Below are 24,757 nucleotides of genomic sequence, written 5' to 3' on the forward strand. Positions count from 1 at the left end.
TTACTTCACTGCGTAGGGCAGCAGGGCGAGGAAACGGGCGCGTTTGATCGCACGGGCCAGTTCACGCTGCTTCTTGGCCGAGACGGCGGTGATGCGGCTGGGGACGATCTTGCCACGCTCAGAGATGTAGCGTTGCAGAAGACGTGTGTCCTTGTAGTCGATCGCAGGTGCGTTGTCGCCCGAGAAGGGGCAAACTTTACGACGGCGGAAAAATGGTTTTGTTGCCATGGTTTAGCGTCCTTTTCTCAGGTGATCAACGGCGCTCGCGGCGGTTGTCCCGCTCGTCGCGCTTCTGCATCTGGACCGAGGGTCCTTCGGCGTGCTCGTCGACCTTGATGGTCAGGACGCGCATCACATCGTCATGCAGACGCATCAGGCGTTCCATTTCCTGCACGGCCTCGGAAGGGGCATCGGTGCGCAGGAAGGCATAGTGGCCCTTGCGGTTCTTGTTGATCTTGTACGCCATGGTCTTGACGCCCCAATACTCGTGTTCCACGAGCTTGCCGCCGTTGTCGGCGAGGACGGTGCCGAAATGTTCAACAAGGCCTTCGGCCTGCGTGTTGGACAAGTCCTGACGCGAAATGAATACATGCTCATACAGTGGCATGCGGTCTCCGTTCATATTGCGGCGCATTTCAAAGGACAGGTCTGTGATCCTTCCGCCCCTGCCCACGAGAGTCTGCGCGGTTTGTCTGTAATTGCGAAAGGAGCGCTCCGTATACACGGAAATGTCCAGGGTGCAAGTCTGCCAGCGGAGGTGTCAACTGCGTTGCGCGAAAGCTGCTGTGACGGTACATCAGGTCCAACCGCCCCGACAGAAAGGGGCCGCACATAACAAGGGGGCATCAGATGAGCCGCGCATTCGTATTTCCCGGGCAGGGTGTCCAGACCATCGGCATGGGGCAGGCGCTTGCCCAGGCCTATCCGCAGGCGCAGGCCGTGTTTGACGAGGTGGACGACGCGCTTGGCGAAAAGCTGAGTACACTGATCTGGGAAGGCGAGGCGGATGCGCTGACGCTGACACAGAACGCGCAGCCCGCACTGATGGCGACATCGCTTGCCGCGATGCGGGCGTTGGAGGCAGAAGGCGTGGCGGTGGATGCGGCCGCTTATGTGGCGGGTCACTCGCTGGGCGAATATTCCGCACTGGCGGCAACCGGTGCGATCAGCATTGCCGACACTGCGCGGCTTTTGCGGATTCGCGGCAAAGCCATGCAAGAGGCCGTGCCTGTCGGTGCCGGGGCCATGGCTGCTTTGCTGGGGCTGGATTTCGAGACTGCCCGTACCGTCGCGCAAGAGGCTGCACAGGGCGAGGTTTGCGAGGCTGCGAATGACAATGACCCGGCGCAGGTGGTCGTGTCCGGGCACAAGGCGGCTGTGGAACGCGCCGTCGAGATCGCCAAGGAAAAAGGGGCGCGGCGCGCTGTTTTGCTTCCTGTAAGCGCGCCGTTTCATTGTCAGTTGATGGAGCCTGCTGCCCGCGCGATGGCAGAGGCTTTGGAGGATGTCGAAATCTCCAACCCGTCCGTGCGGCTGGTGGCGAATGTGCTGGCGCATGATGTGGCCAATCCCGAGACCATCCGCTCCTTGCTGGTGCAGCAAGTCACCGGATCGGTGCGGTGGCGCGAAAGCGTGGGGTTCATGGCGGCGCAGGGCGTCACCGAGATCTGGGAGATCGGCGCGGGCAAGGCGCTGTCGGGCATGATCCGACGGATCGACAAAACCATCGCGACGCGCAATATCGGCACGCCCGACGAGGTCAAGGCGGCAGCAGAAAGCCTGAGCTGAAGAATGTCGCACAGGCCCGCTTCGGCAGGTCACAAGAGAATCGTGAAGCGGGATTTGCCGGTGAAGATTAGCGCTGGCGGGAACAGAGTGCGACGCAAACAACCTGGGTCTCTGGCTGCGGGGCAAGGTGTTACCGGGCGGGGTGAGATCACGATTTGCTCGTCTTGATTATGAGGCCATGCAATGCGATACGCCTCAAATATGGAACATCGCGGCACGGTCGGCAAAACAGCTGACCCGCCGCAAACGGGGGACAGGTATGTTCGATCTGACTGGAAAAACCGCGCTGATCACCGGCGCTTCGGGGGGCATCGGCGGCGAGATTGCACGCGTGTTGCACGGCGCGGGTGCCACGGTAGGGCTGAGTGGCACGCGGACCGAACCGCTTGAGGCCCTGGCCGCCGAACTTGGCGAGCGTGCGCATGTCCTGCCGTGCAACCTTTCGGATTTCGCAGCCGTTGATGCCCTTCCCAAGCAGGCAATCGAGGCGATGGGCAGTCTGGATATTCTGGTCAACAACGCCGGTATCACCCGCGACAACCTGTTCATGCGGATGTCGGATGATGAATGGCAATCGGTGATCGACGTGAACCTGACCGCGACATTCAAGCTGTGTAAAGGTGTACTGCGCGGCATGATGAAGGCGCGCTGGGGCCGGATCGTGAATATCTCGTCCGTTGTCGGGGCAACCGGTAATCCCGGTCAGGGCAACTATGCCGCCGCCAAGGCGGGTGTGATCGGCATGTCGAAGTCGCTGGCCTATGAGGTCGCAAGCCGAGGCATCACCGTTAATGCCGTGGCACCGGGTTTCATCACCACCGCGATGACAGACAAGCTGAACGACGACCAGAAATCTGCGATTATGGGCCAGATACCCGCAGGCCGCATGGGCGATCCGGCCGAAATTGCCGCTGCGGTTCTGTATCTTGCCGCGCCAGAGGCCGGGTATGTCACCGGAACCACCTTGCACGTCAATGGCGGCATGGCCATGTTGTGATAAGCGTGTTTGGCACCGGTGCGAAAGCGTTTGCCAACGCTGCACCATGTGCTATAGGCGCAGAAGTTTCGGGCAGAAGGGGGTAACTCTTTCGAATCCGACCCGCATCGCGGGGAGTTGAGCCGCCCGCAAGGGCACTTGAAAACCCCGCAGGGGCGAGGGATAATCCGGGCGAATGTCCCGACAATACCGTGAGGAAGACAATATGAGCGACGTCGCAAATCGCGTTAAAAAGATTGTGGTAGAGCACCTGGGTGTCGAAGAAAGCAAGGTCGTCGACAATGCCTCGTTCATCGACGATCTGGGCGCAGACAGCCTTGATACCGTGGAACTGGTCATGGCTTTCGAAGAGGAATTCGGCATCGAAATTCCTGACGACGCCGCTGAAACCATTCAGACCTTCGGCGACGCGGTTGGATTCATCTCCAACGCCAACGCCTGAGCCCCAACAGTCATAGAGACAGCGTAAACGGCCTCCGTCATGGGGGCCGTTTTCGTTTGTGGGTACCACGCTCACCTGCGGAGCCGTGTTTGATGCCCTTCTGACAGGCGATAGAGGCACAAATCGGGGCGATGCTTGCGGGCTGTTTCGGGCGCAAGATCATGCCGGGCTGTGCGGAACTTTGTCAAAGTGATAATCGACGGTCTTGCCCCCTTGCCCGCATGCAGGGTAAGAGCGGCAGGAACGAAATTGATGGAAGGACAACCGAATGCGCCGTGTTGTTGTCACAGGACTTGGCCTTGTCACCCCCTTGGCCAGCGGGGTCGAGGAAAGCTGGAGACGCATTCTGGATGGGCAATCGGGTGCGGGGAAGATCTCGCGGTTCGATGCCAGCCATCTGGCAACTGACTATGCCTGCGAAGTGCCGCATGGTGATGGAACCGACGGTACGTTCAATCCAGATGACTGGATGGCACCAAAAGACCAGCGCAAGGTCGATACGTTCATCCTTTACGGTATTGCCGCAGCGGCGCAGGCTGTCGAAGATGCAGGCTGGACCCCGGATGATCGGGCAGAGCTGGAACGGACCGGCGTTCTGATCGGATCCGGTATTGGCGGGCTGAACTCCATCGCCGAGACAGCGTTGGTTCTGCGGGATCGCGGACCGCGGCGCGTGTCGCCGTTCTTTGTTCCGGGCGCGCTGATCAATCTGATCTCGGGTCAGGTCAGCATTCGCTACGGATTCCGCGGACCGAACCATTCGGTTGTGACGGCCTGTTCGACTGGCGCGCATGCCATCGGCGATGCCGCGCGGCTGATCCGCGACGACGATGCCGATGTGATGATCGCCGGCGGGGCCGAGGCGTCGATCTCGGAGATCGGCATCGCCGGCTTCAACGCCTGCAAGGCGCTGTCCACCAAGCGCAGCGATGATCCCACAAAGGCAAGCCGCCCCTATGATGTCGATAGTGACGGGTTTGTCATGGGCGAAGGCTCCGGCATCGTGGTGCTGGAAGAATACGAACACGCCAAGGCGCGCGGTGCCAAGATCTATGCCGAGGTGATCGGTTACGGTCTGTCGGGCGACGCCTATCACATCACCGCGCCGTCAGAGGATGGCGACGGCGCGGAACGCTGTATGCGCATGGCGCTGAAAAAGGCCGGGCTGCAACCGTCCGATATTGATTATATCAACGCCCATGGCACCAGTACGATGGCGGACAAGATCGAACTGGGCGCGGTAGAGCGCATGATGGGCGATGCCGCAGACAAGGTCACCATGTCCTCGACCAAGTCGATGACCGGGCACCTGCTGGGTGCTGCTGGCGCGATCGAGGCGATCTTCTCGATTCTCGCAATCCGTGATCAGGTGGCGCCACCGACGATCAACCTCGACAATCCGGCGGTGGAAACGAAGGTGGACCTTGCCCCCAACGCCAAGCGCGAGCGCAAGATCAACGTGGCCCTGTCCAACAGCTTCGGCTTTGGCGGCACCAATGCCAGCGTGATCTTCAGAAAGGTCGATTGATGTGGCGCCATATCGCGTCTAACGCGCTGACGTTCCTCGCCGTCTTGCTGTTCCTGGCCGGGGGCGTGGTCATATGGGGCCGGTCGCAATACCTGTCCGAAGGACCGCTGGAGCAGGCAATCTGCGTGCAGGTCGAACGTGGGACCAACCTGCGCGCTGTGTCGCGCAATCTGGAAGGTCAGGGGGCCGTCACAAGCGGGGCGATCCTGCGGATCGGCGCGGATTACATGGACAAGGCGCAAGACCTGAAAGCGGGCAGTTTTCTGGTGCCGGAAGGCGCGTCGATGGCAGAAATTGTCGATATCGTGACCCGTGGCGGTGCCAGCACCTGCGGGACAGAGATTGTTTACCGCATCGGCGTGACTGCGGCGGAAATCCAGGTGCGCGAGCTTGATCCCGCCAGCGGCCGCTATGCCGAACGGGCAAAGTTTGCGCCTGGCGATGCAGAGACCAATCCGGTTTACGCCGAGATGCGTGCAAAGGACGACACCCGCTACCGCGTCGCGCTGGCTGAAGGTGTCACCAGCTGGCAGGTGGTGCAGGAATTGGCGTCTCTGGACCTGCTGGAGGGCGAGGCGGAGGTTCCGGCAGAGGGCAGTCTTGCCCCCGACAGCTATGAGGTTCAGCCCGGCGATACGCTGGACTCGGTGATCGCCCGGATGCAGGGCGCACAGGAGGCAATCCTTGCCGATGCATGGGAGAACCGCGCCGATGATCTGCCGCTTGAAACGCCGGAAGAGGCACTGATCCTTGCGTCAATCATCGAGAAAGAGACCGGCAATGCCGAAGAGCGCGGACAGGTTGCCTCGGTCTTTACCAACCGGCTGCGCGCCGACATGCCCCTGCAAACCGATCCGACGGTCATTTACGGTGTGACCGAAGGCAAAGGTGTCCTGGGGCGTGGGTTACGCCGGTCGGAGCTGGACCGCGAGACGCCGTGGAACACCTATGTCATCAAGGGTCTGCCGCCGACACCGATCGCAAATCCGGGGCGTGCCAGCATCGTGGCGGCGCTCAACCCGGCTGATACGGATTTCATCTATTTTGTCGCGCGCACGCTCGATCCGGCGGATGGCCACAACTTCGCCGTCACGCTGGACGAACATAATCGCAATGTGACGGCTTACCGTGCGCTGGAAGCGCAGCGCAATCAGTAGCGCCACCGCGCGGTGTGATTTCGAAAAAGTTAATCACTTGATTTAGAAGGCGGCGCTATCCTTGGGGGTGGTGCCGCCTTTTTCGTTTGTCTGAAAAATCGCTAAAAGCGATGGTTTTCGCGTTGCGCTTAGGTTGCGCAGAAGTAGATATTAACATTTATTTACAATTATTTACGGCATCGTGTGGGCGTGTTCAGGCTTGACTCTGCGAACGGTCTCCCGTATAGGTTGTGGCATGCTGGAACAGTTGGGCGAACGGCCCCGGGGGTGACCCCGGTGGCCGTTTTTTCATGCGGTTCGGGCGGAGGATCACTCTAGCGAGAGGTCATCGAGCACATGACACTTATTACCCCGGAAGAAGGGTTTGCCGAACTGGAAAACGTGGCCCGCGAGGTCCGCGAAGAGCTTCGGGAAGCACGAAAAGATTTGCAGGACCTGAGACAACGGGTCCGCGCCGGGGAAGTCGGAACGGAAACAGAGGGCCTGAAGATACTCGCATATGTGAGATCCATGTTGAAGGCTGCCAGCGAAACGGAGGCGCAACTTGCCAAAGCACAACGAGACAGAGCCGGAATTGTCCGGGATTACGCGATCGATTTTGACGCCGCACGATCTGAGATCGGGTGCCGCCTGGATCGCTTGCGCAGATGTTGCCGTGAGGAATGAGTTCCTGAACGATATGACCGAGGGAGAGCTTCTGGCTCTCCCTTACATTTTCGAGTTCTGGGCGCTGGACCATCAACTGCCCCCGGTGGGGGATTGGCGGTCCTGGGTCATTCTGGGTGGGCGCGGCGCGGGCAAGACGCGTGCCGGGTCCGAATGGGTCCGGTCCATGGTAGAGGGGTCGCGTCCGCGCGATCCCGGCCGGGCAAAACGCGTGGCGCTGGTGGGCGAGACGCTGTATCAGGTCCGCGAGGTGATGGTGTTCGGCGAAAGCGGCATTCTGGCCTGTTCGCCGCCTGATCGGCGTCCTGAATGGCATGGCGGGCGGCGCACGTTGATCTGGCCCAACGGGGCCGAGGCGATGGCCTTTTCCGCGCATGAGCCTGAATCTTTGCGCGGGCCGCAATTCGATGCCGCCTGGGTGGATGAGCTGGCGAAGTGGAAGCGGGCTCAGGACACCTGGGACATGCTGCAATTCGGTTTGCGGCTGGGGGAGTGTCCGCAGCAATGCGTGACGACGACGCCGCGCAATGTGGGCGTGCTCAAGCAGTTGCTGAAGCTGGATTCGACCGTTGTCAGCCATGCGCCCACTGAGGCGAACCGCGCCAATCTGGCCGATAGCTTTCTGGCCGAGGTGCGTGCGCGCTATGCCGGGACGCGGTTGGGGCGGCAGGAACTGGACGGCGTGTTGATGGAAGACGAGGAGGGCGCGCTCTGGACACATTCCTTGCTGGACGAGGTCCGGATCGACAAGGCCGGCGCGTTTGACCGGGTGCTGGTCGCGGTCGATCCGCCGGTTAGTGGTCATGCCGGGTCTGACGAATGCGGGATCGTGGCGATTGGTGTCACCATGCAGGGGCCGGTGCAGGATTGGCGCGCTGTTGTGCTGGAGGATGCCAGCGTGCGCGCGGCCAGCCCGATGACGTGGGCGCGCGCGGCAATCACCTGCATGGAGCATTGGGGCGCTGATCGTCTGGTGGCCGAGGTCAACCAGGGCGGCGATATGGTCGAACAGGTCATCCGGCAGGCCGATCCGCTGGTGCCGGTGACCAAGGTGCATGCCGCCAAGGGCAAGATCGCACGGGCCGAGCCTGTCGCGGCTTTGTATGAGCAGGGGCGCGTCAGCCACTTGCGCGGCCTTGGCGAACTTGAGGATCAGATGTGCCGCATGACCTTGCAGGGCTATCAAGGCAAAGGATCGCCGGACCGCGTGGATGCGCTGGTCTGGGCGTTGACAGAGGGCATGATCCAACCGGCGGCGGGCTGGCGCAAGCCGCAGTTGCGCGCGCTTTAGGAGGTGCGACCGCATTGGTTAAGCGACCTTAACCATTAAACCCTAGGTTGGTTTCAACGGCGGCGGGCAACCTCGTCAGACTGACAGCAAGACGGACAGACAGCCAGAGTGGCAGGCAGGCAGGACGGGCGCGCGAAACAGCGTGATCCGAAGGATCGCGGCTTGTCTGCACGGCACAGGTGAAACGAGGAGCATCACACGATGGTATTTGATTTCATGCGCAAGAGCCAGGCAGTACCGGCCCCGGTGAAAGCGCCTGCGGCCCCCGAGGCCAAGGCGAGCGCGGTGGGTCGGGTGATCGCCATGCAGGGCAATGGCCGGGTGGCCTGGAGCCCGCGCGACACGGTGTCCTTGACGCGCACAGGCTTTGCCGGCAACCCGGTTGGGTTCCGCGCGGTGAAGCTGATTGCCGAGGCCGCGGCGGCGTTGCCGCTGGTGCTTCAGGATGCGGAACGACGCTATGAAAGCCATCCGGTGTTGGCGCTGCTATCCGCGCCCAACCCGGCGCAGCGGCGGGCGGAATTGCTGGAGGCGCTTTATGGCCAGATCCTGCTGTCGGGCAATGGCTATGTCGAGGCCGTGCAAACCGATCTGGGCGAGCTGGCGGAACTGCATGTCCTGCGGTCCGACCGGCTGTCGGTGATCCCCGGCCCGGATGGCTGGCCTGTGGGGTATGAATATGCGGTTGGCGGTCGTAAGCACCGGTTTGATGCTACGGGGCCGGTTTCGCCGATTTGCCATATCAAGAGCTTTCATCCGCAGGACGACCATTACGGGCTAAGCCCGATGCAGGCGGCGGCCATGGCGCTGGATGTGCATAACAGCGCTTCGCGCTGGTCCAAGGCGCTTCTGGACAATGCCGCGCGGCCTTCGGGAGCGATTGTCTACAAGGGTGCCGAGGGGCAGGGAAGTCTCGCGCCCGATCAATATGACCGGCTGGTGAGCGAGATGGAAAGCTATCACCAGGGCGCGCGCAATGCCGGGCGGCCGATGCTGCTGGAAGGTGGTCTCGATTGGAAACCGATGGGATTCAGCCCCTCGGATATGGAGTTCCAGAAGACCAAGGAAAGTGCCGCGCGGGAGATTGCGTTGGCCTTCGGGGTGCCGCCGATGCTGATGGGGATACCGGGCGATGCGACCTATGCCAATTACCAAGAGGCCAACCGCGCCTTCTATCGGCTGACGGTTCTGCCGCTGGCGATGCGGGTGGCCGGGGCGCTGAGCGGTTGGCTGGGCGGACATATCGGCGAAACGTTTGATCTCAAGCCCGACCTGGATCAGGTGCCCGCGCTGAGTGCCGAACGCGACGCGCAATGGGGTCGTGTCACGGGTGCCGAGTTCCTGACCGTCGCCGAAAAGCGCGCCATGTTGGGCCTGCCTGCGCTGACGGAGGATGCGGCCAATGGCTGATGGCCGAGGCCTGCCTTTCGACTGTGCGCCCTCGTTGAAACTGGAAGCGCATGAACGCATGGCGCGGATGCAGTTCGAAGCCGTGAACCGACGGATCGACAAGATCGAAGTGCTGATGGAGCGGCTTGAGCGACGGCTGTGGCTGGCAGTCTACGGCGTGGTGGGCGTGATCCTCGCGCAAGCGGTCCAGGGCCTTCTGGCGGCGGCGCCGTGATCCGGGATTTCGAGATGATGGAAGGACAAGAGATGCAGACGGATTATGGGTGGGAGCAGAAATTCTGCCGTTTCGAGACAGAAGTCTCGGTGACTGATGGCAGCCGGATCGAGGGCTATGCCTCCTTGTTCGGGGCCTGCGATCAGGGCGGTGACGTGGTTGAGGCCGGCGCTTACAAAGCATCGCTCAAGCGGATGGCCCAGGAACGCCGCGCGGTAAAGATGCTGTGGCAGCACGATCCGGCGACGCCCATCGGGATCTGGGATGAGGTGCGCGAGGACGGTCGCGGGCTGTTCGTCAAGGGGCGTCTGCTGGACAGCACGCAGAAGGGCCGTGAAGCGGCGGCGCTGATCGCGGCGGGGGCCATTGACGGGCTGTCGATTGGCTACCGGACGTTGAAGGCCACGAAGAATGACAGGGGCCAGCGGCTTCTGACGGAACTGGAGCTTTGGGAAGTCTCGCTTGTGACCTTCCCGATGCTGCCCAGTGCGCGGGTGGCGGCCAAGGGCGATGCCCCGGCCGAGGCCATGCTGCGCGAGTTGGCGCAGGCGCTGGAAGGCGCGCGTCTGAACCTGGCGCGCGACTGACGCGTCAAGCCATCACGGGACCAATGCCATGAGCAAGACCGAGACGACCTCTCGGACCGGGGAAGATCTGTCTCCGGTCACCCAGGTGAAATCCGCAATCGCGGGTTTTGTCGGGGATTTCAGAACCTTTCAGGACGACATGTCCGCACGGCTTCAACAACAGGAAGAGCGACTGACCATGCTTGATCGTAAATCTCATACTGCCTACCGCCCCGCATTGGCCACTTCGGCCGAAGTCGAGGTGCCGCACCAGAAGGCGTTCAACGCCTATCTGCGCTCTGGCGACGATGACGGCCTTCGCGGTCTGGAATTCGAGGGTAAGGCGATGTCCACCGCCGTAAATGGCGATGGCGGCTATCTGGTCGATCCCGTGACCTCCGCATCGGTCAATTCGGTGCTGGCGACCACGGCATCTATCCGGGCGATCGCCAATGTGGTGAATGTCGAGGCGACGTCCTATGACGTTCTGATCGACACCACCGAGATGGGGGCCGGCTGGGCGTCCGAGACCGGATCTTCGACTGAAACTAGTACGCCGATCGTTGACCGTATCGCCATTCCGCTGCACGAGTTGTCGGCTTTGCCGAAAGCCTCACAGCGTCTTTTGGATGATGCCGCGTTCGACATCGAAGGCTGGCTGGCTGGCCGGATCGCCGACAAGTTCGCGCGTGCCGAGGCTGCCGCCTTCATCAACGGGGACGGCAATGACAAACCCACCGGTTTTCTGAGCCACCCCACTGTCGATAATGACGTCTGGAGCTGGGGGAATATCGGCTATGTGCCGACCGGCGCTGACGGTGGGTTTGCAGGCGCTGACGCGCTGATTGACCTGGTCTACTCTCTGGGGGCAGAATACCGCGCCAATGCGACCTTCGTGATGAACTCCAAGACCGCCGGTCTGGTGCGCAAGCTCAAGGACGCGGATGGTCGTTTCCTGTGGTCGGACGGTCTGGCGGCGGCAGAGCCCGCGCGTCTGTTGGGCTATCGCGTGCTGATTGCCGAGGACATGCCCGATGTTGCGCCGGGTGCCGATGCGATTGCCTTTGGCGATTTCGGCACGGGCTACACGGTTGCTGAACGCCCCGATCTGCGGGTGCTGCGCGATCCGTTCTCGGCCAAGCCACATGTGCTGTTCTATGCCACCAAGCGTGTCGGCGGCGATGTCAGCGATTTTGCCGCGATCAAGCTTCTGCGTTTCGCCGTCTCGTAAGGCGCGGCGGAAGAGCGGCGGGGCAACCCGCTGCCCTGGCGCGCGCCGGTTTGGACTTGCGTTGTCCAGCTGCTCCCCTCCGTCCGAGCAACGTGAGCGGCGCGCGTCTTTTTTGCCGGAAAAGCTCCCGCGGAGGGGCAGGATGTTTGGAGACGATCCATGATGTTGATCGAAGAAACCACAGTGCCGCAGGCGGTGCTTCCGATTGCCGGATTGCGAAGCCACCTGCGGCTGGGATCGGGCTTTGCCGAGGATAGCTTGCAGGACGGATTGCTGGAAGGTTTTCTGCGCGCGGCGCTTGCGGCCATTGAGGCGCGCACCGGGAAGGCGCTGATCGCGCGTGATTTCACCTGGACGGTGGAGCGTTGGAACGGTGCCGGGCAGGGCTTGCCGATTGCCCCGGTCAGCGCGATTTCGCAAGTGTCCATGGTTGGACGCGACGGCCTGCCGACGGTGATCGAACCGGGCAAATACCGTCTGGTGCAGGATGCGGTGCGTCCGGTTCTGGCACCGATGGGCACCTGCCTGCCGACGATTCCGCATGGCGGTCATGCCGAACTGAAACTGACCGCCGGAATGTCGCCGGACTGGGGCAATCTGCCCGCCGATCTGGCGCAGGCGGTGATGCTGCTGGCCGCGCATTATTACGAATACCGCGACGAGACCTCGCTGGGTCGCGGCTGCATGCCCTTCGGCGTGACCAGCCTGATTGAGCGCTACCGGCCGCTTCGGATCGGCCTGGGGGCAGAGCAATGAGTACCGTCGAACTGAGCCGCCCGCTGGTGCTGGAGGCACCGCTGGTCACGGCCGACGGGGCGGGAGGCTACGACGAGGGCTGGAACGCACTTGGCACGCTTTGGGCAGAGGTCAAGCCGCGCAGCGGGCGCGAAGTGTCCGGACCTGCATCCTCGGCCTCGGTCATGGGGTTCAAGATAACGGTGCGCGGTGCCCCGGTGGGCAGTGCGATGCGCCCACAGGCAGGACAGCGGTTCCGTGAAGGCACCAGGCATTACCGGATCGAAGCCGTGAGCGAACGCGACCCGCGTGGCCGGTTCCTGATCTGCTTTGCCGAAGAGGAGGTCGCGGCATGAGCTATGCGCTTTCTGCACCGCTTCAGTCGGCCGTCTATGCGTGCCTGCTGGCAGATGCCAGGGTGCAGGCCACCGTCGGTGCGCATGTCTACGATGCGCTGCCATCCGGCCGGGTGCCGGATCTTTACGTCACGCTGGGGGCCGAGGTGGTCCGCGACAAATCCGATGCCACGGGTGCAGGGGCAGAGCATGACCTGACGATCACCGTCGTCACAGGCGCTTCCGGGTTCCAGCAGGCCAAGGAAGCCGCCGCTGCGATCAGTGACGCGCTGGAAGATCCCGCGTTGACACTCAGTCGCGGACGATTGGTGGGGATGCGATTTCTCAAGGCGCAGGCAGCGCGTGTGGGAACCGGAACCATCCGCCGCATCGACCTGAAATTCCGCGCCCGCGTGGAAGACAACTAAACACTATCAACGGAGTAAATGCCATGGGTGCCCAGAACGGCAAGGACATGCTGATCAAGGTGGATCTGACCGGTGTCGGCCAGTTCCAGACGCTGGCGGGGCTGCGTGCCACGCGGGTAAGTTTCAACGCCGAGACGGTCGATGTGACCTCTTTGGAAAGCTCGGGCGGCTGGCGCGAATTGCTGGGCGGCGCGGGTGTGCGTTCGGCCTCGCTTTCAGGGTCGGGCGTGTTCCGCGATGACACGACGGACGAGCGCGCGCGTCAGATCTTCTTCGACGGCGAGACACCTGATTTTCAGGTCATCATTCCGGATTTCGGGGTGGTCGAAGGCCCGTTCCAGGTGACGGCGATCGAATATGCCGGTTCGCATAACGGCGAAGCGACCTACGAGCTGTCCATGGCCTCCGCCGGTCAGCTGATCTTTACGGCGATTTAAGGCCATGACCAATCCGTACAGAGGGGAAGTCGCGCTGGAGATCGACGGGGTGCAGCACCAGTTGCGCCTGACTCTGGGCGCATTGGCAGAGTTGGAAGCCGGGTTGGACAGCGGATCGCTTATGGATCTGGTGGCCCGTTTCGAAGGCGGCAAGGTCAGCAGCCGCGATGTGCTGGCCTTGATCGTCGCGGGGCTTCGTGGCGGCGGCTGGCAGGGCCGCGCGGGCGATCTTCTGGCGGCCGAAATCAGCGGCGGTCCGATGGCGGCGGCACGGGTGGCGGCAGAGCTTTTGACCCGCGCCTTTCTGCCACCGGAGGAGATCGCGACGTGACCGCGCTGGACTGGCCGGCGCTGATGCGGGCCGGCTTGCAGGGGCTGGGTCTGCGCCCGGCGGAGTTCTGGGCACTGACACCTGCCGAATTGCGGGTGATGCTGGGCGAACGCTCCGGCGCGGCGTCCCTGGGGCGCGATGGGTTGGAGGCGCTGATCCGCGCCTATCCCGACAGTCAGGAAAGGGCAGAAGATGTCTGACAGAGACGCAGTGGAAACGTTGGAAAATCAGGTGGATGCGCTGGAAAATTCTCTGGCTTCCGCGACCGGCATGGCGGCCGGGTTCGATGCGGAAATGCGCCGTATCCACCAGACCTTCAGTGCCACCGGCAAGGGGGTCGCTGCGCTGGAAACCTCGCTGAGCCGGGGTTTGAAGGGCGCAATCGACGGGGTTGTGTTCGACGGGATGAAGCTGTCGGACGCGCTGGAGCGGATCGCCAACTCCATGATCGGCACTGCATATAACGCGGCTGTCAAGCCGGTGACGGATCACGTTGGCAGCCTGATCGCGGGCGGCGTGTCGGGAATTTTCGGCGGCGCATCGCCTTTTGCTGACGGCGCGGCCTTCGGGCAGGGCCGGTTATGCCTTTCGCCAAGGGCGGCGTTGTCACCGGGCCTACGAATTTCCCGATGCGCGGCGGCACCGGGCTGATGGGCGAGGCCGGGCCTGAAGCGATCATGCCCCTGACACGCGGTGCGGATGGCAAACTGGGCGTGCAGGCGCAGGGCGGGGCCGGCGCGACGACGGTGGTGATGAACATCTCCACGCCGGATGTCGATGGGTTCCGCCGCAGTCAGGCGCAGGTCGCCGCCCAGATGAGCCGCGCGTTAAGCCGCGGTCAACGCAACCGCTGAGGAGGACGTCATGTCATTTCACGAAGTCAGATTTCCGGCCAGCCTGAGCTTTGGGTCGGTCGGCGGTCCCGAACGGCGCACCGATGTTGTGACGCTGGCGAACGGGTTCGAGGAACGCAATACGCCCTGGGCACATTCCCGACGGCGCTACGATGCCGGGTTGGGATTGCGGTCGCTGGACGATATCGGCGAGCTTATCGCCTTTTTCGAGGCCCGTCAGGGGCAGCTGTTCGGCTTTCGCTGGAAAGACTGGGCGGATTACAAAAGTTGTCGCGCGTCGCGGACTGTCCGCTTCGACGATCAGGTGATCGCGCGCGGTGACGGCGCGACGGTGACGTTCCAACTGATCAAGCGCTACTGGTCGGGAGACAGCCATTATGACCGCCCCGTGACGAAACCTGTGCAGGGTTCTGTCCGTGCGGGTGTGCAGGGCGACGAACTGCTTCACGGCGTGCATTACGAAGTCGATGACGAGACGGGCCTCATCACTTTTGCAGAGCCGCCGCTGGCGGAAGGCGAGGTGACGGCCGGGTTCGAATTCGACGTTCCGGTGCGGTTCGACACGGACAGTATCCGCACAAGCGTCGCCAGTTTCCATGCAGGCGAGGTGCCCGACGTGCCAGTGGTGGAGGTACGGGTCTGATGACGTTTCATGAGGGGCTGAAGACGCATCTGCAAACCGGCTGCACCACCGTTGCACGCGCCTGGAGCGTGACGCGGCGCGATGGCGTCCAGATGGGCTTTACCGATCACGATTGCGATCTGGTCTTTAACGGCATGATCCATCGTGCGGATACCGGCCTGACCGCGCGGGCGCTGCAACAAAGTACCGGCCTGTCGGTGGACAATAGCGAAGCGATGGGCGCGCTGTCTTCGTCGGCGATTTCAGAGGCGGATATTGCCTCGGGGCGGTTCGACGGCGCGGAAGTGTCGTCCTGGCTGGTGAATTGGGCAAACCCGGACGAACGGCAATTGCTGTTTCGTGGCTCTCTGGGCGAGATCCGACGATCCGGCGGCGCGTTTGAGGCGGAACTGCGCGGGCTGAGCGAGGCGCTGAACCGTCCGCTGGGGCGCGTGTTCCAGAAACCGTGCTCGGCCGTTTTGGGCGATAGCGCATGTGGTTTCGACACGTCGACACCGGGCTATTCGGTCGAGGCGCATCTGATCGACGTTGAAGCGCGGCGGATCTTTCGGTTCGGCGATACGGGCAGCTTTGATGCCGGGTGGTTTCAACGTGGACGTTTTGAAGTGCTGTCAGGGGCGGCAAAGGGGCTTCGAGGCGCAGTGAAGCGCGACAGGTCCGAAGGCGATCTGCGCATCGTCGAGTTGTGGGAGCCGATGCGGGCAGACATTGCCTCTGGCGACAAGATCCGCGTGATCGCGGGCTGTGACAAGCGCTTCGAAACCTGCCAGTTGAAATTCGCCAATCAACTGAACTTTCAGGGTTTCCCCGACATTCCCGAAGAGGATTGGGTCATGGTGCATCCATCGGTCGCCACGGCGCAATCCGGCGGGAGCCGACGGTGATGGCGGCGGGTTTGCAGGTGGTGAACGCGGCGCGCGATTGGTTGGGGACGCCTTACCGGCATCAGGCCTCAACGCGGGGCGCGGGCACCGATTGCCTGGGTCTTTTGCGCGGAGTTTGGCGCGAGGTGGTCGGGCCAGAGCCTGTAATCATTCCGGCCTACACGTTCGACTGGTCGGAGCCGCAGGGCGAGGAACGCCTGTGGGCCGCTGCCCTTGCGCATCTTTCGCCCGCCGGGCCGGACATTAAGCCCGGCGATGTGTTGCTGTTCCGAATGCGGAACGGGGCGGTCGCGAAGCATCTGGGCATCCTTTCGGAGGCAGGAACTCTGCCCGCCTTCGTTCACGCATATACGGGGCATGGGGTGGTCGAAAGCCCGCTCAGCGCCCCCTGGAGACGCCGCATCGTGGCGCGTTTCCGTTTTCCTCTGGAGGGATAATCTCATGGCGACGATTCTGCTGTCGGCCGCGGGTGCGGCGCTTGGAAGCTCTGTCGGCGGGAGCCTGCTGGGCCTGTCGATGACGGCCGTGGGCCGGTTTGCCGGGGCGACGCTGGGTCGGGCCATCGACCAGCGCCTGATGGGGCAGGGATCGGAGACGGTCGAAACCGGCCGCATCGACCGGTTTCGTCTGACAGGTGCGGGCGAAGGTGCCCCGATTGCGCAGGTCTACGGGCGTATGCGGATCGGTGGGCACCTGATCTGGGCGACGGAATTTCAGGAACACGTCACCACTAGCGGCGGCGGCGGCGGTGGCGGCAAGGGCGCGCCACGTCAGCCCAAGACAAAGTCGTTCAGCTATTCCGTCAGCATTGCGCTGGCGCTTTGCGAAGGCGAAATCACCGGTGTGCACCGGGTCTGGGCCGATGGTGCCGAAGTGCCTTTGGGCGATGTGTCGATGCGCGTCTATCCGGGCAGCCGCGACCAGTTGCCCGACCCGGCAATTGCGGCAGTCGAAGGGGCGGGCAGTGTGCCGGCCTATCGTGGCACCGCCTATGTGGTCTTCGAGGATCTGGCATTGGAACGGTTCGGCAATCGTATCCCGCAGTTCAGCTTTGAGGTCACGCGCCCCGATCAGGACAAGGACGATCCCGCCAGCGTGGCGCATGGGATCAGCGGCGTCGCACTGATGCCCGGAACCGACGAATACGCGCTGGCCACTGTGCCTGTGCATTTCAAATATGGCGGCGGCAAGGCCGCGATTGCCAATATCAACACCGGCTCGGAACAGCCCGACCTTCTGCAATCGCTGGACATGCTGGAGGCGGAACTCCCCAACGCCCGCTCCGTGTCGCTGGTCGTCAGCTGGTTTGGCAACGATCTGCGCTGCGGCGCCTGTAGCTTGCGCCCACGCGTGGAGCAGGACGAGTTTGACGCCGGTACGATGCCCTGGAGGGTTGCGGGACAGACGCGCGCGACCGCGGGCATCGTGCCGGAGGTGGAGGGGCGACCGGTATATGGCGGCACCCCATGTGACACTTCTGTTGTGCAGGCCATACGCGAGATGAACGAGCGCGGGCAGGACGTGATGTTCTATCCGTTTATCCTGATGGATCAGCAGGCTGGAAACACCGTGCCGGATCCGTGGACGGGTGCGGAAGGACAGCCGCCGTTGCCGTGGCGCGGAAGGATCACCCTTTCGGCGGCCCCCGGTCAGGACGGATCGCCCGATGGAACAGCCGCCGCCGATGCGCAGGTCGCGCAGTTTTTCGGGACGGCCAGTGCCGCCGACTTCGCGGTGGGGAATGGAAAGGTCGGCTATTCCGGTCCCGCCGAATGGGGATTTCGGCGCTTCATCCTGCATTATGCGGCGCTGTGCGCGGCGGCGGGCGGTGTGTCGTCATTCTGCATCGGCTCGGAAATGCGAGGGCTGACGACGATCCGTGGCAGTTCCGGCTATCCGGCGGTTGCGGAGTTGCAGGCACTGGCGGCAGAGGTGCGTGCGCTTCTGGGGCCGGAGTGCAAGATTGGCTACGCGGCTGACTGGTCGGAGTATTTCGGTCATCACCCGCAGGATGGCACGGGCGATCTGCGCTTTCACCTTGATCCGCTTTGGGCGGATGACAATATCGACTTCATCGGGATCGACAATTACATGCCTTTGTCGGACTGGCGTGACGGGCATGATCACGCCGACGCAGCGTGGGAGTCGATCCACAACCAGGATTATCTCGCATCGAATATCGAGGGCGGCGAAGGCTACGACTGGTATTACCCGTCCGATGAGCCGCGCGCAGCGCAGCGCCGTGTACCGATCACCGACGAGGCCCATGACGAGCCCTGGGTCTGGCGGTACAAGGATATCCGCAACTGGTGGTCGAACCCGCATCACGAACGGATCGCAGGCGAACGGCAGGCGCAGCCGACGGCCTGGGTGCCGGGGTCGAAACCGATCTGGTTCACCGAATATGGCTGCGCGGCGATCGACAAGGGCAGCAACCAGCCCAACAAGTTTCTGGACCCCAAAAGCTCGGAATCCGCATTGCCGCATTATTCGGACGGTCGGCGGGACGAGCTGATCCAGCACCAGTATCTGCGCGCGATGCAGGGATATTGGCGCGATCCGGCACATAACCCCGTGTCCGAGATTTATGACGGCCCGATGATCGACATGGACCGGGCATTCGTCTGGGCGTGGGACGCGCGGCCTTATCCGTGGTTCCCCGCCAACCGCGCCTTGTGGTCTGACGGGGCGAACTACCTGCGCGGTCATTGGCTGAACGGGCGATCCTCGGGGCGCACGCTGGCCTCTGTCGTGGCCGAGATCTGCGAACGGGCAGGTTTGAGGGACTATGACGTCAGCGGGCTGCACGGGTTCGTGCGCGGCTATGTGGTGCCGGATGTCGCGGCGGCGCGTGGCGCGTTGCAACCCTTGATGCTGGCCTACGGGTTCGACGCGGTAGAGCGGAACGGCCTGCTGAGCTTTGTGATGCGGGCGCAGACCAAACCTCTGTCGCTGGGCCACGAAGCACTTGCCGAAAACGCGGAATTCGAGGGCACGGTAGAGCAGACCCGCGCCGCAGATGTGGAAATGTCCGGCCGTGTCCGGGTGCGGTTTCTACAGGCGGATGGCGATTATGACACCGTGGCCGAAGAAACCGTATTGCCCGACGACACCACGCATTCGGTGGCGGAGACAGAGCTTGCCCTGTCGATGACCCGTGCCGAGGGTCGTCAGACCGCCGAGCGTTGGCTCTCCGAGGCGAGGCTGTCGCGGGACGCGGTGCGCTTTGCCTTGCCGCCTTCGCGGATGGATATTGGCGCTGGCGATGTGGTGGCGCTTGACGAGGATGGCGCGCTGTACCGCGTCGACCGCATCGAACATGGCAATGGTCAACTGATCGAGGCCGTCCGGGTTGATCCCGATGTCTACCGACCGTCTGAATTCCCCGATGACCAAGTCAGCTTGCGCCCGTTCTCCGCGCCGGTCCCAGTCTTGCCGCTGTTTCTGGATCTGCCGCTGCTGACCGGTGATGAGGTCGCTCACTCTCCGCATCTGGCGCTGGCGGCGGATCCATGGCCCGGAACCGTTGCCGTCTATGATGCCGTGAGCGACGAGGATTACGGGCTTAACCAGATCATCGCGGCACAATCCAAGGTGGGCCTGACAGAGACACCGTTATTTGCCGCACCCGCTGGCCGCATTGACCGGGGCGGCGACCTTCAGATCAAGCTGACCTCCGGTGCCTTGCAAAGCGTCAGCGATGGCGCGTTGCTGTCCGGCGCGAACATGGCCGCGATCGGGGATGGCACACCGGGCGGATGGGAGGTGTTCCAGTTCCGCGATGCCGAACTGGTGGACAAGGACACCTGGCTGTTGTCGCACAGGTTACGCGGGCAGGCGGGTACTGACGGGACGCAGCCCGCTGTCTGGCCCGCCGGATCCTGGGTGGTGATGCTGGATGGCACGCCGCAGCAGATAGAGCTGGCAACCGCGACACGCGGGCTGGCGCGACATTACCGGATCGGTCCGGCGAAGCGCGGTTATGACGACCCCAGCTATGTCCACGAAGTACACGCGTTCGAGGGCATCGGGCTGCGGCCCTACCGCCCGGCGCATCTGCGGCTTGCGGTGTCGGACGGTGGTTTCGATGTCAGCTGGATCAGGCGGACCAGAACCGAAGGTGACATCTGGGAAACCCCCGAAGTGCCCCTTGGCGAAGAACGCGAAGCCTACTTGCTGCGGGTGCTACAGGGCGAGACGGTGCTGCGCGAACACACACTGGAAACATCTGCCTGGCATTACAGCGCCGCGGCGCGGGCACAGGACGGGCCGGGGGTGACAGTCGCGGTCGCGCAGCTTTCGGCGCGATTCGGGCCGGGGCCATTTGCGAAGGTGAAGGCCGCGATCTGAACGGCGACCCTGCGCGATGGGTTTCTCTCGCGCTGGGTATGTCCGGGCGACGCGACGTCTAGCCGGACGCACAGCCGATACAGCGGGTGGCGGCCAGATCGACCTCCAGCCGCTTTTCGGCGATCTGTTCACCGCAATCGTCACACCATCCGTATTCGTCTTGATCCAGTCGTTGCAGGGCCTGACGCAGTTGCGTGGCTTCGGCATCACGGCGGACTTGACCGGCGCGGGCCATCGCCTGCGCCTGCAATGCGTCCATGCGGCTGAGCCTGCCGACCGCCTGCTGGTCCAGTTCGACGACGGCCTGACTGTCACGACCCAACGCGCTGTCATCGTTCAAGGCGGCCAGCCGATCCTCGATCAATTCACGAAATTTGTCATTTCGGTCCATGATTTCCTCCATCACAGGTTTGCAATTGGCGTTGGCCCCCTATCTGGTGTATTCAAGCACGGTCCAAGGAGGAATTGCCATGCCAACGACCCGCGCGAAGCTCGCCGAACTCGATCCGGTGTGGAGCCAGATTATTGAAGAGGGTCACGTCGCGATTCGTGAAGAGCCGCTTTTGGGGGGCGTTGTCCATTCGAGTGTGCTGCATCACGGCACCATCGAGGCCGCGCTGGCTTATCGGACGTCACTGAAACTCGCCTCGGGCGAGATGTCCGAACAGATGCTGCGTGAAATCTGCGACGAGGCCTATTCCAAAGATCCCGACCTGGCAGCAGCGGCGCGGGCCGATATCGTCGCGGTCTATGATCGCGACCCGGCATGCCATCGTTTCCTGCAACCATTGCTGTTTTTCAAAGGCTTTCAGGCCTTGCAGAGCTACCGCGTTGCCAACTGGCTGTGGCGCGTCGGGCGGCGGGACCTGTCCTATTTCTTCCAGATGCGCTGTTCCGAAGCCTTTGGCGTGGATATCCACCCGGCGGCGCGGATCGGGCGCGGGATCATGATCGACCACGCACATTCCATCGTCATTGGCGAAACTGCGGTTGTGGGCGACAATGTCTCGATGTTGCATTCTGTGACCCTTGGCGGGACCGGCAAGGAAGAGGAAGACCGCCACCCGAAGATCGGCGACGGCGTGTTGATCGGGGCCGGTGCAAAGGTGCTGGGCAATATTCATATCGGCCATTGCTCTCGCATCGCCGCAGGGTCAGTCGTTCTGGATGCGGTTCCGGCCTGCAAGACCGTGGCGGGCGTGCCTGCACGGATCGTGGGCGAGGCAGGATGTGACCAGCCGTCGATGACCATGGACCAGATTCTGCGTTCGGGTGCGTGAAGCATCAGCCTGATAGGTGTAAGGCGACGCGGTCGTTTGGGTGCCGATGTGAAGGTAGGACAGGGGCGCGTTAGTCTGCCGCGCCATGCCTTTGTGGAGATCGACGCCGTGATCGGCTGCCACACGTCACGCCAGCATAACCATCGGATTTTCGAGGTTTTCCTTGATCGCCGCCAGCAATTCTGCCCCAAGTGCGCCGTCTATGACACGGTGATCGACGCTAAGTGTCACGGACATGATGGTAGCGGCTGTCAGATCGCCATCCGGACCGACAACAGGCTTTTTGATGCCCGCGCCAACCGCAAGGATTGCGCCGTGGGGCGGGTTGATCACCGCATCGAAATTCTCGACCCCGAACATGCCCAGATTGGAAATGGCAAAGCTGCCGCCCTGATATTCATGGGGGCCCAGTTTTCGGTCCCGCGCGCGCGCGGCAAGATCTTTCATCTCGGCTGACAAGGTGGTGAGGGTTTTCTTTTCGGCGTCCTTGAGAACGGGTGTGAACAGGCCGCCCTCGATTGCCACGGCAACTGCGACGTCCGAGGGCGTCAATTGCAGGATGCGGTCACCGGCCCAGACGGCATTGGCGGCAGGCACCTGTTGGAGGGCCTGCGCACAGGCCTTGATGATGAAGTCATTGACGCTGAGTTTGATCCCGCGCGCGTCGAGTTGCGCATTCAGATCGGCGCGGAATTTGAGCAGAGCGTCCAGTTGAATATCGCGGCGCAGGTAGAAATGCGGAATCTGCTGTTTGGCTTCGGTCAACCGCGCGGCAATCGTCTTGCGCATCCCGTCGAGCGGTATTTCATCATGCGGACGGTCGGCATAGATTTTTGCGATCTGACCTGAGGAGACAGGCGGCACGGATGGGGGCGCATCTGCGCGATCTTGCGTTGCGCTGGCAGGCGCGGCGGCTTGGGGGGGGGCACCTTCAACATCTGCGCGGACGATCCGCCCATGTGGACCGGAGCCTTTGATCTGCCCAAGATCCAGATTGTTCTGCGCAGCAATACGACGTGCCAGCGGCGAGGCAAAGATGCGCTCACCAGAGGCGGATTTTGGCGCGGCGGGCGCGCGAGGCCCCGGCTCGGGGGCCAGGGCGGGTTTTGATTCGACCTTGGTGTCGTGCGGGGTCGTTTGCCCGGTTTTGGCCGGGATGTCCTTCTCGCTTTCGCCCTCTTCGAGCAGCACCGCGATGGGGGTGTTCACCTTGATACCTTCAGTGCCTTCCGAGATGAGGATCTGGCCGATCGAGCCTTCATCGACGGCCTCGAACTCCATCGTTGCCTTGTCGGTTTCGATCTCTGCGAGGATGTCGCCGGACGACACGGTGTCGCCTTCCTTGACGAGCCATTTCGCGAGCGTGCCTTCTTCCATCGTCGGGCTGAGGGCGGGCATCAGGATTTCTATAGGCATCGGTCAGGTCCTCTTTGACGGCGCACCGGATGAGGGCTTCGGCGCGTGGGGGCCAGCCCCCACACCCCCGGAGTATGTTGGCCAAGAAGAAGCAGGGGCGTCTTCGATCAGTGTCAGAATGTCATAGGGGCGTCGTGGAAGCTTTCCGCGTGAAAGCGTTTCCACGGCTCGGATCAGCGGGGATTTGTGGGCGGCGATCCATTCATAGGCTTCCCGGTGGGACGGGCGGTCACCGGGGCGCGGGCCCTGCATCAGGCATTCAGGCACAAGAGCGCGGACAGGTGTTCCTGCCACCGTTGTCGCGATCCGGTAGGCTTCGTTTGCGACGTCGCGGCCCTGCACTTCAACGCGGGTCATCGTCTGACCGCGATCGAGGAGGCCGGGAGGGGCATTGGCGGCATCACCGATATGTCACTTTCCGCACGGCTTCCATCACCTCTTCGGTGATGACCAGCGCGTGCTTTTCGAGGTTGGCGGCATAGGGCATGGGCACGTCCTTGCCGGTACAGTTGATTACGGGCGCGTCGAGCCAATCGAACGCTTCTTGCATCAGGATGGCCGAGATGTGGTTGCCGATCGCGCCCTTGGGAAAGCCTTCCTCGACCGTGACGCAGCGGTTGGTTTTCTGTACCGATGCAATGACGGTTGCCGTGTCCAACGGGCGCAGGGTGCGCAGGTCGATGACTTCGGCGCTGATCCCGTCTTCGGCAAGCTTTTCAGCGGCTTCCAGCGCGTAGGTCATCCCGATTCCGAAGCTGACGATGGTCACATCCGTGCCCTCCCGCCAGATCCGCGCCTTGCCGAACGGCACGGTGAAATCGTCGAGTTTCGGCACATCGAAGCTGCGCCCATAGAGGATTTCGTTTTCCAGAAAGATCACCGGGTTCGGATCGCGGATGGCGGTTTTCAGCAGTCCTTTGGCGTCCGAGGCGGAATAGGGCATCGCGACCTTCAGGCCCGGAATATGCGAAAACCAGGCGGCGAAGTCCTGACTGTGCTGGGCCCCGACGCGTGCAGCGGCACCGTTGGGGCCGCGAAATACCATCGGCGCACCCATCTGACCGCCGGACATATAAAGGGTCTTGGCGGCAGAATTTACAATCTGATCCATGGCTTGCATGGCGAAGTTAAACGTCATGTATTCGACGATCGGCTTTAACCCACCAAAGGCGGCCCCCACGGCGATGCCGGTAAATCCGTGTTCGGTGATCGGTGTGTCGATGACCCGTTTGGAGCCGAATTCTTCAAGCAACCCCTGGCTGATCTTGTAGGCACCTTGGTATTCAGCGACCTCTTCGCCCATCAGGAACACGTCACCATCGCGGCGCATCTCTTCGGCCATCGCATCCCGCAGCGCCTCGCGGACGGTCTGCTGGTGTGTCTCCGTGCCTTCGGGCCAGTCGGGCGAGCGGTCGGGTTCCGGATGGGTGCGCGCCGCGGCGGGTGCGCTTTCGGAGGTCAGCGTTTTGTCGGCAGGGGCCGGTTGCTGGCTTTGCGCGGTTTCAACGGTGGCAGAGTCAGCGTCTTCGCCGTCGTCAAGAAGTAATCCGATGGGGGTATTTACTTTGACGCCCTCGGTGCCGGCCGGGATCAGGATGCGCCCAAGAATGCCCTCATCCACGGCCTCGAATTCCATCGTGGCCTTGTCGGTTTCGATCTCGGCAAGGATGTCGCCCGAAGAGACGGTATCGCCTTCCTTGACCAGCCATTTGGCGAGCGTGCCTTCTTCCATCGTCGGCGACAGAGCGGGCATCAGAATTTCTGTGGCCATGTC

General features: G+C 62.7%; 28 protein-coding genes and 1 pseudogene. 23 read left to right on the top strand and 6 right to left on the bottom strand.

The annotated features are described in order from the left end of the window. On the bottom strand, positions 1–228 hold the full coding sequence (gene rpsR, locus ACN0WV_RS02185) for a 30S ribosomal protein S18 (RefSeq protein WP_025061827.1): 228 nt from the start codon (positions 226–228) through the stop codon (positions 1–3). Positions 229–253: 25 nt separating this feature from the next. Further along, entirely contained in the window at positions 254–607 is a 354-nt protein-coding gene (rpsF, locus tag ACN0WV_RS02190; RefSeq protein WP_084350288.1) for a 30S ribosomal protein S6, read from the bottom strand. Between the two features lie 242 nt (positions 608–849). Here rpsF and fabD point away from each other — a divergent pair, with 242 nt between their 5' ends. The 22 genes and pseudogenes from fabD (at position 850) to ACN0WV_RS02300 (ending at position 20,287) form a co-directional block, all read left to right on the top strand. Beyond that, positions 850–1,788, top strand: a complete 939-nt coding sequence (gene fabD / locus ACN0WV_RS02195; RefSeq protein WP_084349902.1) for an ACP S-malonyltransferase — start codon at positions 850–852, stop codon at positions 1,786–1,788. Between the two features lie 259 nt (positions 1,789–2,047). Beyond that, a complete protein-coding gene (fabG, locus tag ACN0WV_RS02200) occupies positions 2,048–2,785 on the top strand; it encodes a 3-oxoacyl-ACP reductase FabG (protein WP_116597070.1) in 738 nt (245 codons plus the stop codon). A 205-nt stretch (positions 2,786–2,990) separates the two neighbouring features. Beyond that, positions 2,991–3,227: an acyl carrier protein gene (locus ACN0WV_RS02205; protein ID WP_084350289.1), complete on the top strand. Its 237-nt coding sequence runs from the start codon at positions 2,991–2,993 to the stop codon at positions 3,225–3,227. A gap of 268 nt (positions 3,228–3,495) precedes the next feature. Further along, entirely contained in the window at positions 3,496–4,755 is a 1,260-nt protein-coding gene (fabF, locus tag ACN0WV_RS02210) for a beta-ketoacyl-ACP synthase II (protein WP_084349904.1), read from the top strand. Next, positions 4,755–5,912: an endolytic transglycosylase MltG gene (gene mltG, locus ACN0WV_RS02215; RefSeq protein WP_417603465.1), complete on the top strand. Its 1,158-nt coding sequence runs from the start codon at positions 4,755–4,757 to the stop codon at positions 5,910–5,912. Before fabF ends, mltG begins: the two co-directional genes overlap by 1 nt. Before the next feature lie 336 nt (positions 5,913–6,248). After that, on the top strand, positions 6,249–6,578 hold the full coding sequence (locus ACN0WV_RS02220) for a hypothetical protein (RefSeq protein WP_198662598.1): 330 nt from the start codon (positions 6,249–6,251) through the stop codon (positions 6,576–6,578). Beyond that, positions 6,526–7,869: a DNA-packaging protein gene (locus ACN0WV_RS02225; RefSeq protein ID WP_417603821.1), complete on the top strand. Its 1,344-nt coding sequence runs from the start codon at positions 6,526–6,528 to the stop codon at positions 7,867–7,869. Before ACN0WV_RS02220 ends, ACN0WV_RS02225 begins: the two co-directional genes overlap by 53 nt. Positions 7,870–8,070: 201 nt before the next feature. Beyond that, on the top strand, positions 8,071–9,279 hold the full coding sequence (locus ACN0WV_RS02230) for a phage portal protein (RefSeq protein WP_417603467.1): 1,209 nt from the start codon (positions 8,071–8,073) through the stop codon (positions 9,277–9,279). Beyond that, positions 9,272–9,493, top strand: a complete 222-nt coding sequence (locus tag ACN0WV_RS02235) for a GTA head formation protein, RCAP_rcc01685 family (RefSeq protein WP_084349908.1) — start codon at positions 9,272–9,274, stop codon at positions 9,491–9,493. The genes ACN0WV_RS02230 and ACN0WV_RS02235 overlap by 8 nt, the downstream gene beginning before the upstream one ends. Before the next feature lie 32 nt (positions 9,494–9,525). Continuing rightward, entirely contained in the window at positions 9,526–10,080 is a 555-nt protein-coding gene (locus tag ACN0WV_RS02240) for an HK97 family phage prohead protease (protein ID WP_417603469.1), read from the top strand. A 28-nt stretch (positions 10,081–10,108) separates the two neighbouring features. Continuing rightward, positions 10,109–11,290 (top strand): phage major capsid protein, encoded by a 1,182-nt coding sequence (locus tag ACN0WV_RS02245; RefSeq protein WP_417603471.1) that lies wholly within the window; start codon positions 10,109–10,111, stop codon positions 11,288–11,290. Positions 11,291–11,449: 159 nt separating this feature from the next. Continuing rightward, positions 11,450–12,046 (top strand): head-tail connector protein, encoded by a 597-nt coding sequence (locus ACN0WV_RS02250; protein WP_417603473.1) that lies wholly within the window; start codon positions 11,450–11,452, stop codon positions 12,044–12,046. Next, entirely contained in the window at positions 12,043–12,381 is a 339-nt protein-coding gene (locus tag ACN0WV_RS02255) for a head-tail adaptor protein (RefSeq protein WP_084349911.1), read from the top strand. The genes ACN0WV_RS02250 and ACN0WV_RS02255 overlap by 4 nt, the downstream gene beginning before the upstream one ends. Then, positions 12,378–12,788 (top strand): DUF3168 domain-containing protein, encoded by a 411-nt coding sequence (locus ACN0WV_RS02260; RefSeq protein ID WP_084349912.1) that lies wholly within the window; start codon positions 12,378–12,380, stop codon positions 12,786–12,788. Before ACN0WV_RS02255 ends, ACN0WV_RS02260 begins: the two co-directional genes overlap by 4 nt. A 23-nt stretch (positions 12,789–12,811) precedes the next feature. Beyond that, the gene (locus ACN0WV_RS02265) at positions 12,812–13,225 is read left to right on the top strand and encodes a phage major tail protein, TP901-1 family (RefSeq protein WP_417603476.1); all 414 of its coding nucleotides are present in this window, start codon (positions 12,812–12,814) and stop codon (positions 13,223–13,225) included. A 4-nt stretch (positions 13,226–13,229) separates the two neighbouring features. After that, on the top strand, positions 13,230–13,556 hold the full coding sequence (locus ACN0WV_RS02270) for a gene transfer agent family protein (protein ID WP_417603478.1): 327 nt from the start codon (positions 13,230–13,232) through the stop codon (positions 13,554–13,556). Further along, positions 13,553–13,756: a rcc01693 family protein gene (locus ACN0WV_RS02275; RefSeq protein WP_084349915.1), complete on the top strand. Its 204-nt coding sequence runs from the start codon at positions 13,553–13,555 to the stop codon at positions 13,754–13,756. The genes ACN0WV_RS02270 and ACN0WV_RS02275 overlap by 4 nt, the downstream gene beginning before the upstream one ends. Further along, positions 13,749–14,410: pseudogene (locus ACN0WV_RS02280) on the top strand (phage tail tape measure protein). The gene ACN0WV_RS02275 and the pseudogene ACN0WV_RS02280 overlap by 8 nt, the downstream one beginning before the upstream one ends. 10 nt (positions 14,411–14,420) lie before the next feature. Continuing rightward, positions 14,421–15,053, top strand: a complete 633-nt coding sequence (locus ACN0WV_RS02285; protein ID WP_417603480.1) for a phage distal tail protein, Rcc01695 family — start codon at positions 14,421–14,423, stop codon at positions 15,051–15,053. Next, positions 15,053–15,937 (top strand): DUF2163 domain-containing protein, encoded by an 885-nt coding sequence (locus ACN0WV_RS02290; protein ID WP_417603482.1) that lies wholly within the window; start codon positions 15,053–15,055, stop codon positions 15,935–15,937. Before ACN0WV_RS02285 ends, ACN0WV_RS02290 begins: the two co-directional genes overlap by 1 nt. Continuing rightward, entirely contained in the window at positions 15,937–16,374 is a 438-nt protein-coding gene (locus tag ACN0WV_RS02295) for an NlpC/P60 family protein (protein WP_417603484.1), read from the top strand. Before ACN0WV_RS02290 ends, ACN0WV_RS02295 begins: the two co-directional genes overlap by 1 nt. 4 nt (positions 16,375–16,378) lie before the next feature. Next, positions 16,379–20,287: a baseplate multidomain protein megatron gene (locus ACN0WV_RS02300; protein ID WP_417603487.1), complete on the top strand. Its 3,909-nt coding sequence runs from the start codon at positions 16,379–16,381 to the stop codon at positions 20,285–20,287. A 58-nt stretch (positions 20,288–20,345) separates the two neighbouring features. Here ACN0WV_RS02300 and ACN0WV_RS02305 read toward each other — a convergent pair whose 3' ends face one another. Next, entirely contained in the window at positions 20,346–20,678 is a 333-nt protein-coding gene (locus tag ACN0WV_RS02305) for a TraR/DksA family transcriptional regulator (protein WP_417603489.1), read from the bottom strand. A 79-nt stretch (positions 20,679–20,757) separates the two neighbouring features. Between ACN0WV_RS02305 and cysE the strand changes: the two genes are divergently transcribed. Next, positions 20,758–21,567 carry a serine O-acetyltransferase gene (cysE, locus tag ACN0WV_RS02310; RefSeq protein WP_417603492.1) on the top strand — a complete coding sequence of 270 codons (810 nt, stop codon included), beginning with the start codon at positions 20,758–20,760 and terminating at the stop codon, positions 21,565–21,567. 126 nt (positions 21,568–21,693) lie between these two features. Here the strand turns inward: cysE and ACN0WV_RS02315 are convergent, their stop codons facing one another. The 3 genes from ACN0WV_RS02315 to ACN0WV_RS02325 are packed head-to-tail and all read right to left on the bottom strand — an operon-like array spanning position 21,694 to position 24,754. Then, positions 21,694–22,983 carry a pyruvate dehydrogenase complex dihydrolipoamide acetyltransferase gene (locus ACN0WV_RS02315; RefSeq protein ID WP_417603494.1) on the bottom strand — a complete coding sequence of 430 codons (1,290 nt, stop codon included), beginning with the start codon at positions 22,981–22,983 and terminating at the stop codon, positions 21,694–21,696. Positions 22,984–22,986: 3 nt separating this feature from the next. Next, positions 22,987–23,340 carry a hypothetical protein gene (locus ACN0WV_RS02320; RefSeq protein ID WP_417603496.1) on the bottom strand — a complete coding sequence of 118 codons (354 nt, stop codon included), beginning with the start codon at positions 23,338–23,340 and terminating at the stop codon, positions 22,987–22,989. Positions 23,341–23,383: 43 nt separating this feature from the next. Next, on the bottom strand, positions 23,384–24,754 hold the full coding sequence (locus ACN0WV_RS02325; protein WP_417603498.1) for a pyruvate dehydrogenase complex E1 component subunit beta: 1,371 nt from the start codon (positions 24,752–24,754) through the stop codon (positions 23,384–23,386). Positions 24,755–24,757: the final 3 nt, after the last annotated feature.

Source organism: Primorskyibacter flagellatus, from assembly GCF_048268605.1.
GTDB classification, from domain to species: domain Bacteria; phylum Pseudomonadota; class Alphaproteobacteria; order Rhodobacterales; family Rhodobacteraceae; genus Primorskyibacter; species Primorskyibacter flagellatus.

Coding starts and splice junctions, on each gene's coding strand:
- rpsR (WP_025061827.1), bottom strand. CDS start 228: ATGGCAACAAAACCATTTTTCCGCCGTCGTAAAGTTTGCCCCTTCTCG.
- rpsF (WP_084350288.1), bottom strand. CDS start 607: ATGCCACTGTATGAGCATGTATTCATTTCGCGTCAGGACTTGTCCAAC.
- fabD (WP_084349902.1), top strand. CDS start 850: ATGAGCCGCGCATTCGTATTTCCCGGGCAGGGTGTCCAGACCATCGGC.
- fabG (WP_116597070.1), top strand. CDS start 2,048: ATGTTCGATCTGACTGGAAAAACCGCGCTGATCACCGGCGCTTCGGGG.
- ACN0WV_RS02205 (WP_084350289.1), top strand. CDS start 2,991: ATGAGCGACGTCGCAAATCGCGTTAAAAAGATTGTGGTAGAGCACCTG.
- fabF (WP_084349904.1), top strand. CDS start 3,496: ATGCGCCGTGTTGTTGTCACAGGACTTGGCCTTGTCACCCCCTTGGCC.
- mltG (WP_417603465.1), top strand. CDS start 4,755: ATGTGGCGCCATATCGCGTCTAACGCGCTGACGTTCCTCGCCGTCTTG.
- ACN0WV_RS02220 (WP_198662598.1), top strand. CDS start 6,249: ATGACACTTATTACCCCGGAAGAAGGGTTTGCCGAACTGGAAAACGTG.
- ACN0WV_RS02230 (WP_417603467.1), top strand. CDS start 8,071: ATGGTATTTGATTTCATGCGCAAGAGCCAGGCAGTACCGGCCCCGGTG.
- ACN0WV_RS02235 (WP_084349908.1), top strand. CDS start 9,272: ATGGCTGATGGCCGAGGCCTGCCTTTCGACTGTGCGCCCTCGTTGAAA.
- ACN0WV_RS02240 (WP_417603469.1), top strand. CDS start 9,526: ATGCAGACGGATTATGGGTGGGAGCAGAAATTCTGCCGTTTCGAGACA.
- ACN0WV_RS02245 (WP_417603471.1), top strand. CDS start 10,109: ATGAGCAAGACCGAGACGACCTCTCGGACCGGGGAAGATCTGTCTCCG.
- ACN0WV_RS02250 (WP_417603473.1), top strand. CDS start 11,450: ATGATGTTGATCGAAGAAACCACAGTGCCGCAGGCGGTGCTTCCGATT.
- ACN0WV_RS02255 (WP_084349911.1), top strand. CDS start 12,043: ATGAGTACCGTCGAACTGAGCCGCCCGCTGGTGCTGGAGGCACCGCTG.
- ACN0WV_RS02260 (WP_084349912.1), top strand. CDS start 12,378: ATGAGCTATGCGCTTTCTGCACCGCTTCAGTCGGCCGTCTATGCGTGC.
- ACN0WV_RS02265 (WP_417603476.1), top strand. CDS start 12,812: ATGGGTGCCCAGAACGGCAAGGACATGCTGATCAAGGTGGATCTGACC.
- ACN0WV_RS02270 (WP_417603478.1), top strand. CDS start 13,230: ATGACCAATCCGTACAGAGGGGAAGTCGCGCTGGAGATCGACGGGGTG.
- ACN0WV_RS02285 (WP_417603480.1), top strand. CDS start 14,421: ATGTCATTTCACGAAGTCAGATTTCCGGCCAGCCTGAGCTTTGGGTCG.
- ACN0WV_RS02290 (WP_417603482.1), top strand. CDS start 15,053: ATGACGTTTCATGAGGGGCTGAAGACGCATCTGCAAACCGGCTGCACC.
- ACN0WV_RS02295 (WP_417603484.1), top strand. CDS start 15,937: ATGGCGGCGGGTTTGCAGGTGGTGAACGCGGCGCGCGATTGGTTGGGG.
- ACN0WV_RS02300 (WP_417603487.1), top strand. CDS start 16,379: ATGGCGACGATTCTGCTGTCGGCCGCGGGTGCGGCGCTTGGAAGCTCT.
- ACN0WV_RS02305 (WP_417603489.1), bottom strand. CDS start 20,678: ATGGACCGAAATGACAAATTTCGTGAATTGATCGAGGATCGGCTGGCC.
- cysE (WP_417603492.1), top strand. CDS start 20,758: ATGCCAACGACCCGCGCGAAGCTCGCCGAACTCGATCCGGTGTGGAGC.
- ACN0WV_RS02315 (WP_417603494.1), bottom strand. CDS start 22,983: ATGCCTATAGAAATCCTGATGCCCGCCCTCAGCCCGACGATGGAAGAA.
- ACN0WV_RS02320 (WP_417603496.1), bottom strand. CDS start 23,340: ATGACCCGCGTTGAAGTGCAGGGCCGCGACGTCGCAAACGAAGCCTAC.
- ACN0WV_RS02325 (WP_417603498.1), bottom strand. CDS start 24,754: ATGGCCACAGAAATTCTGATGCCCGCTCTGTCGCCGACGATGGAAGAA.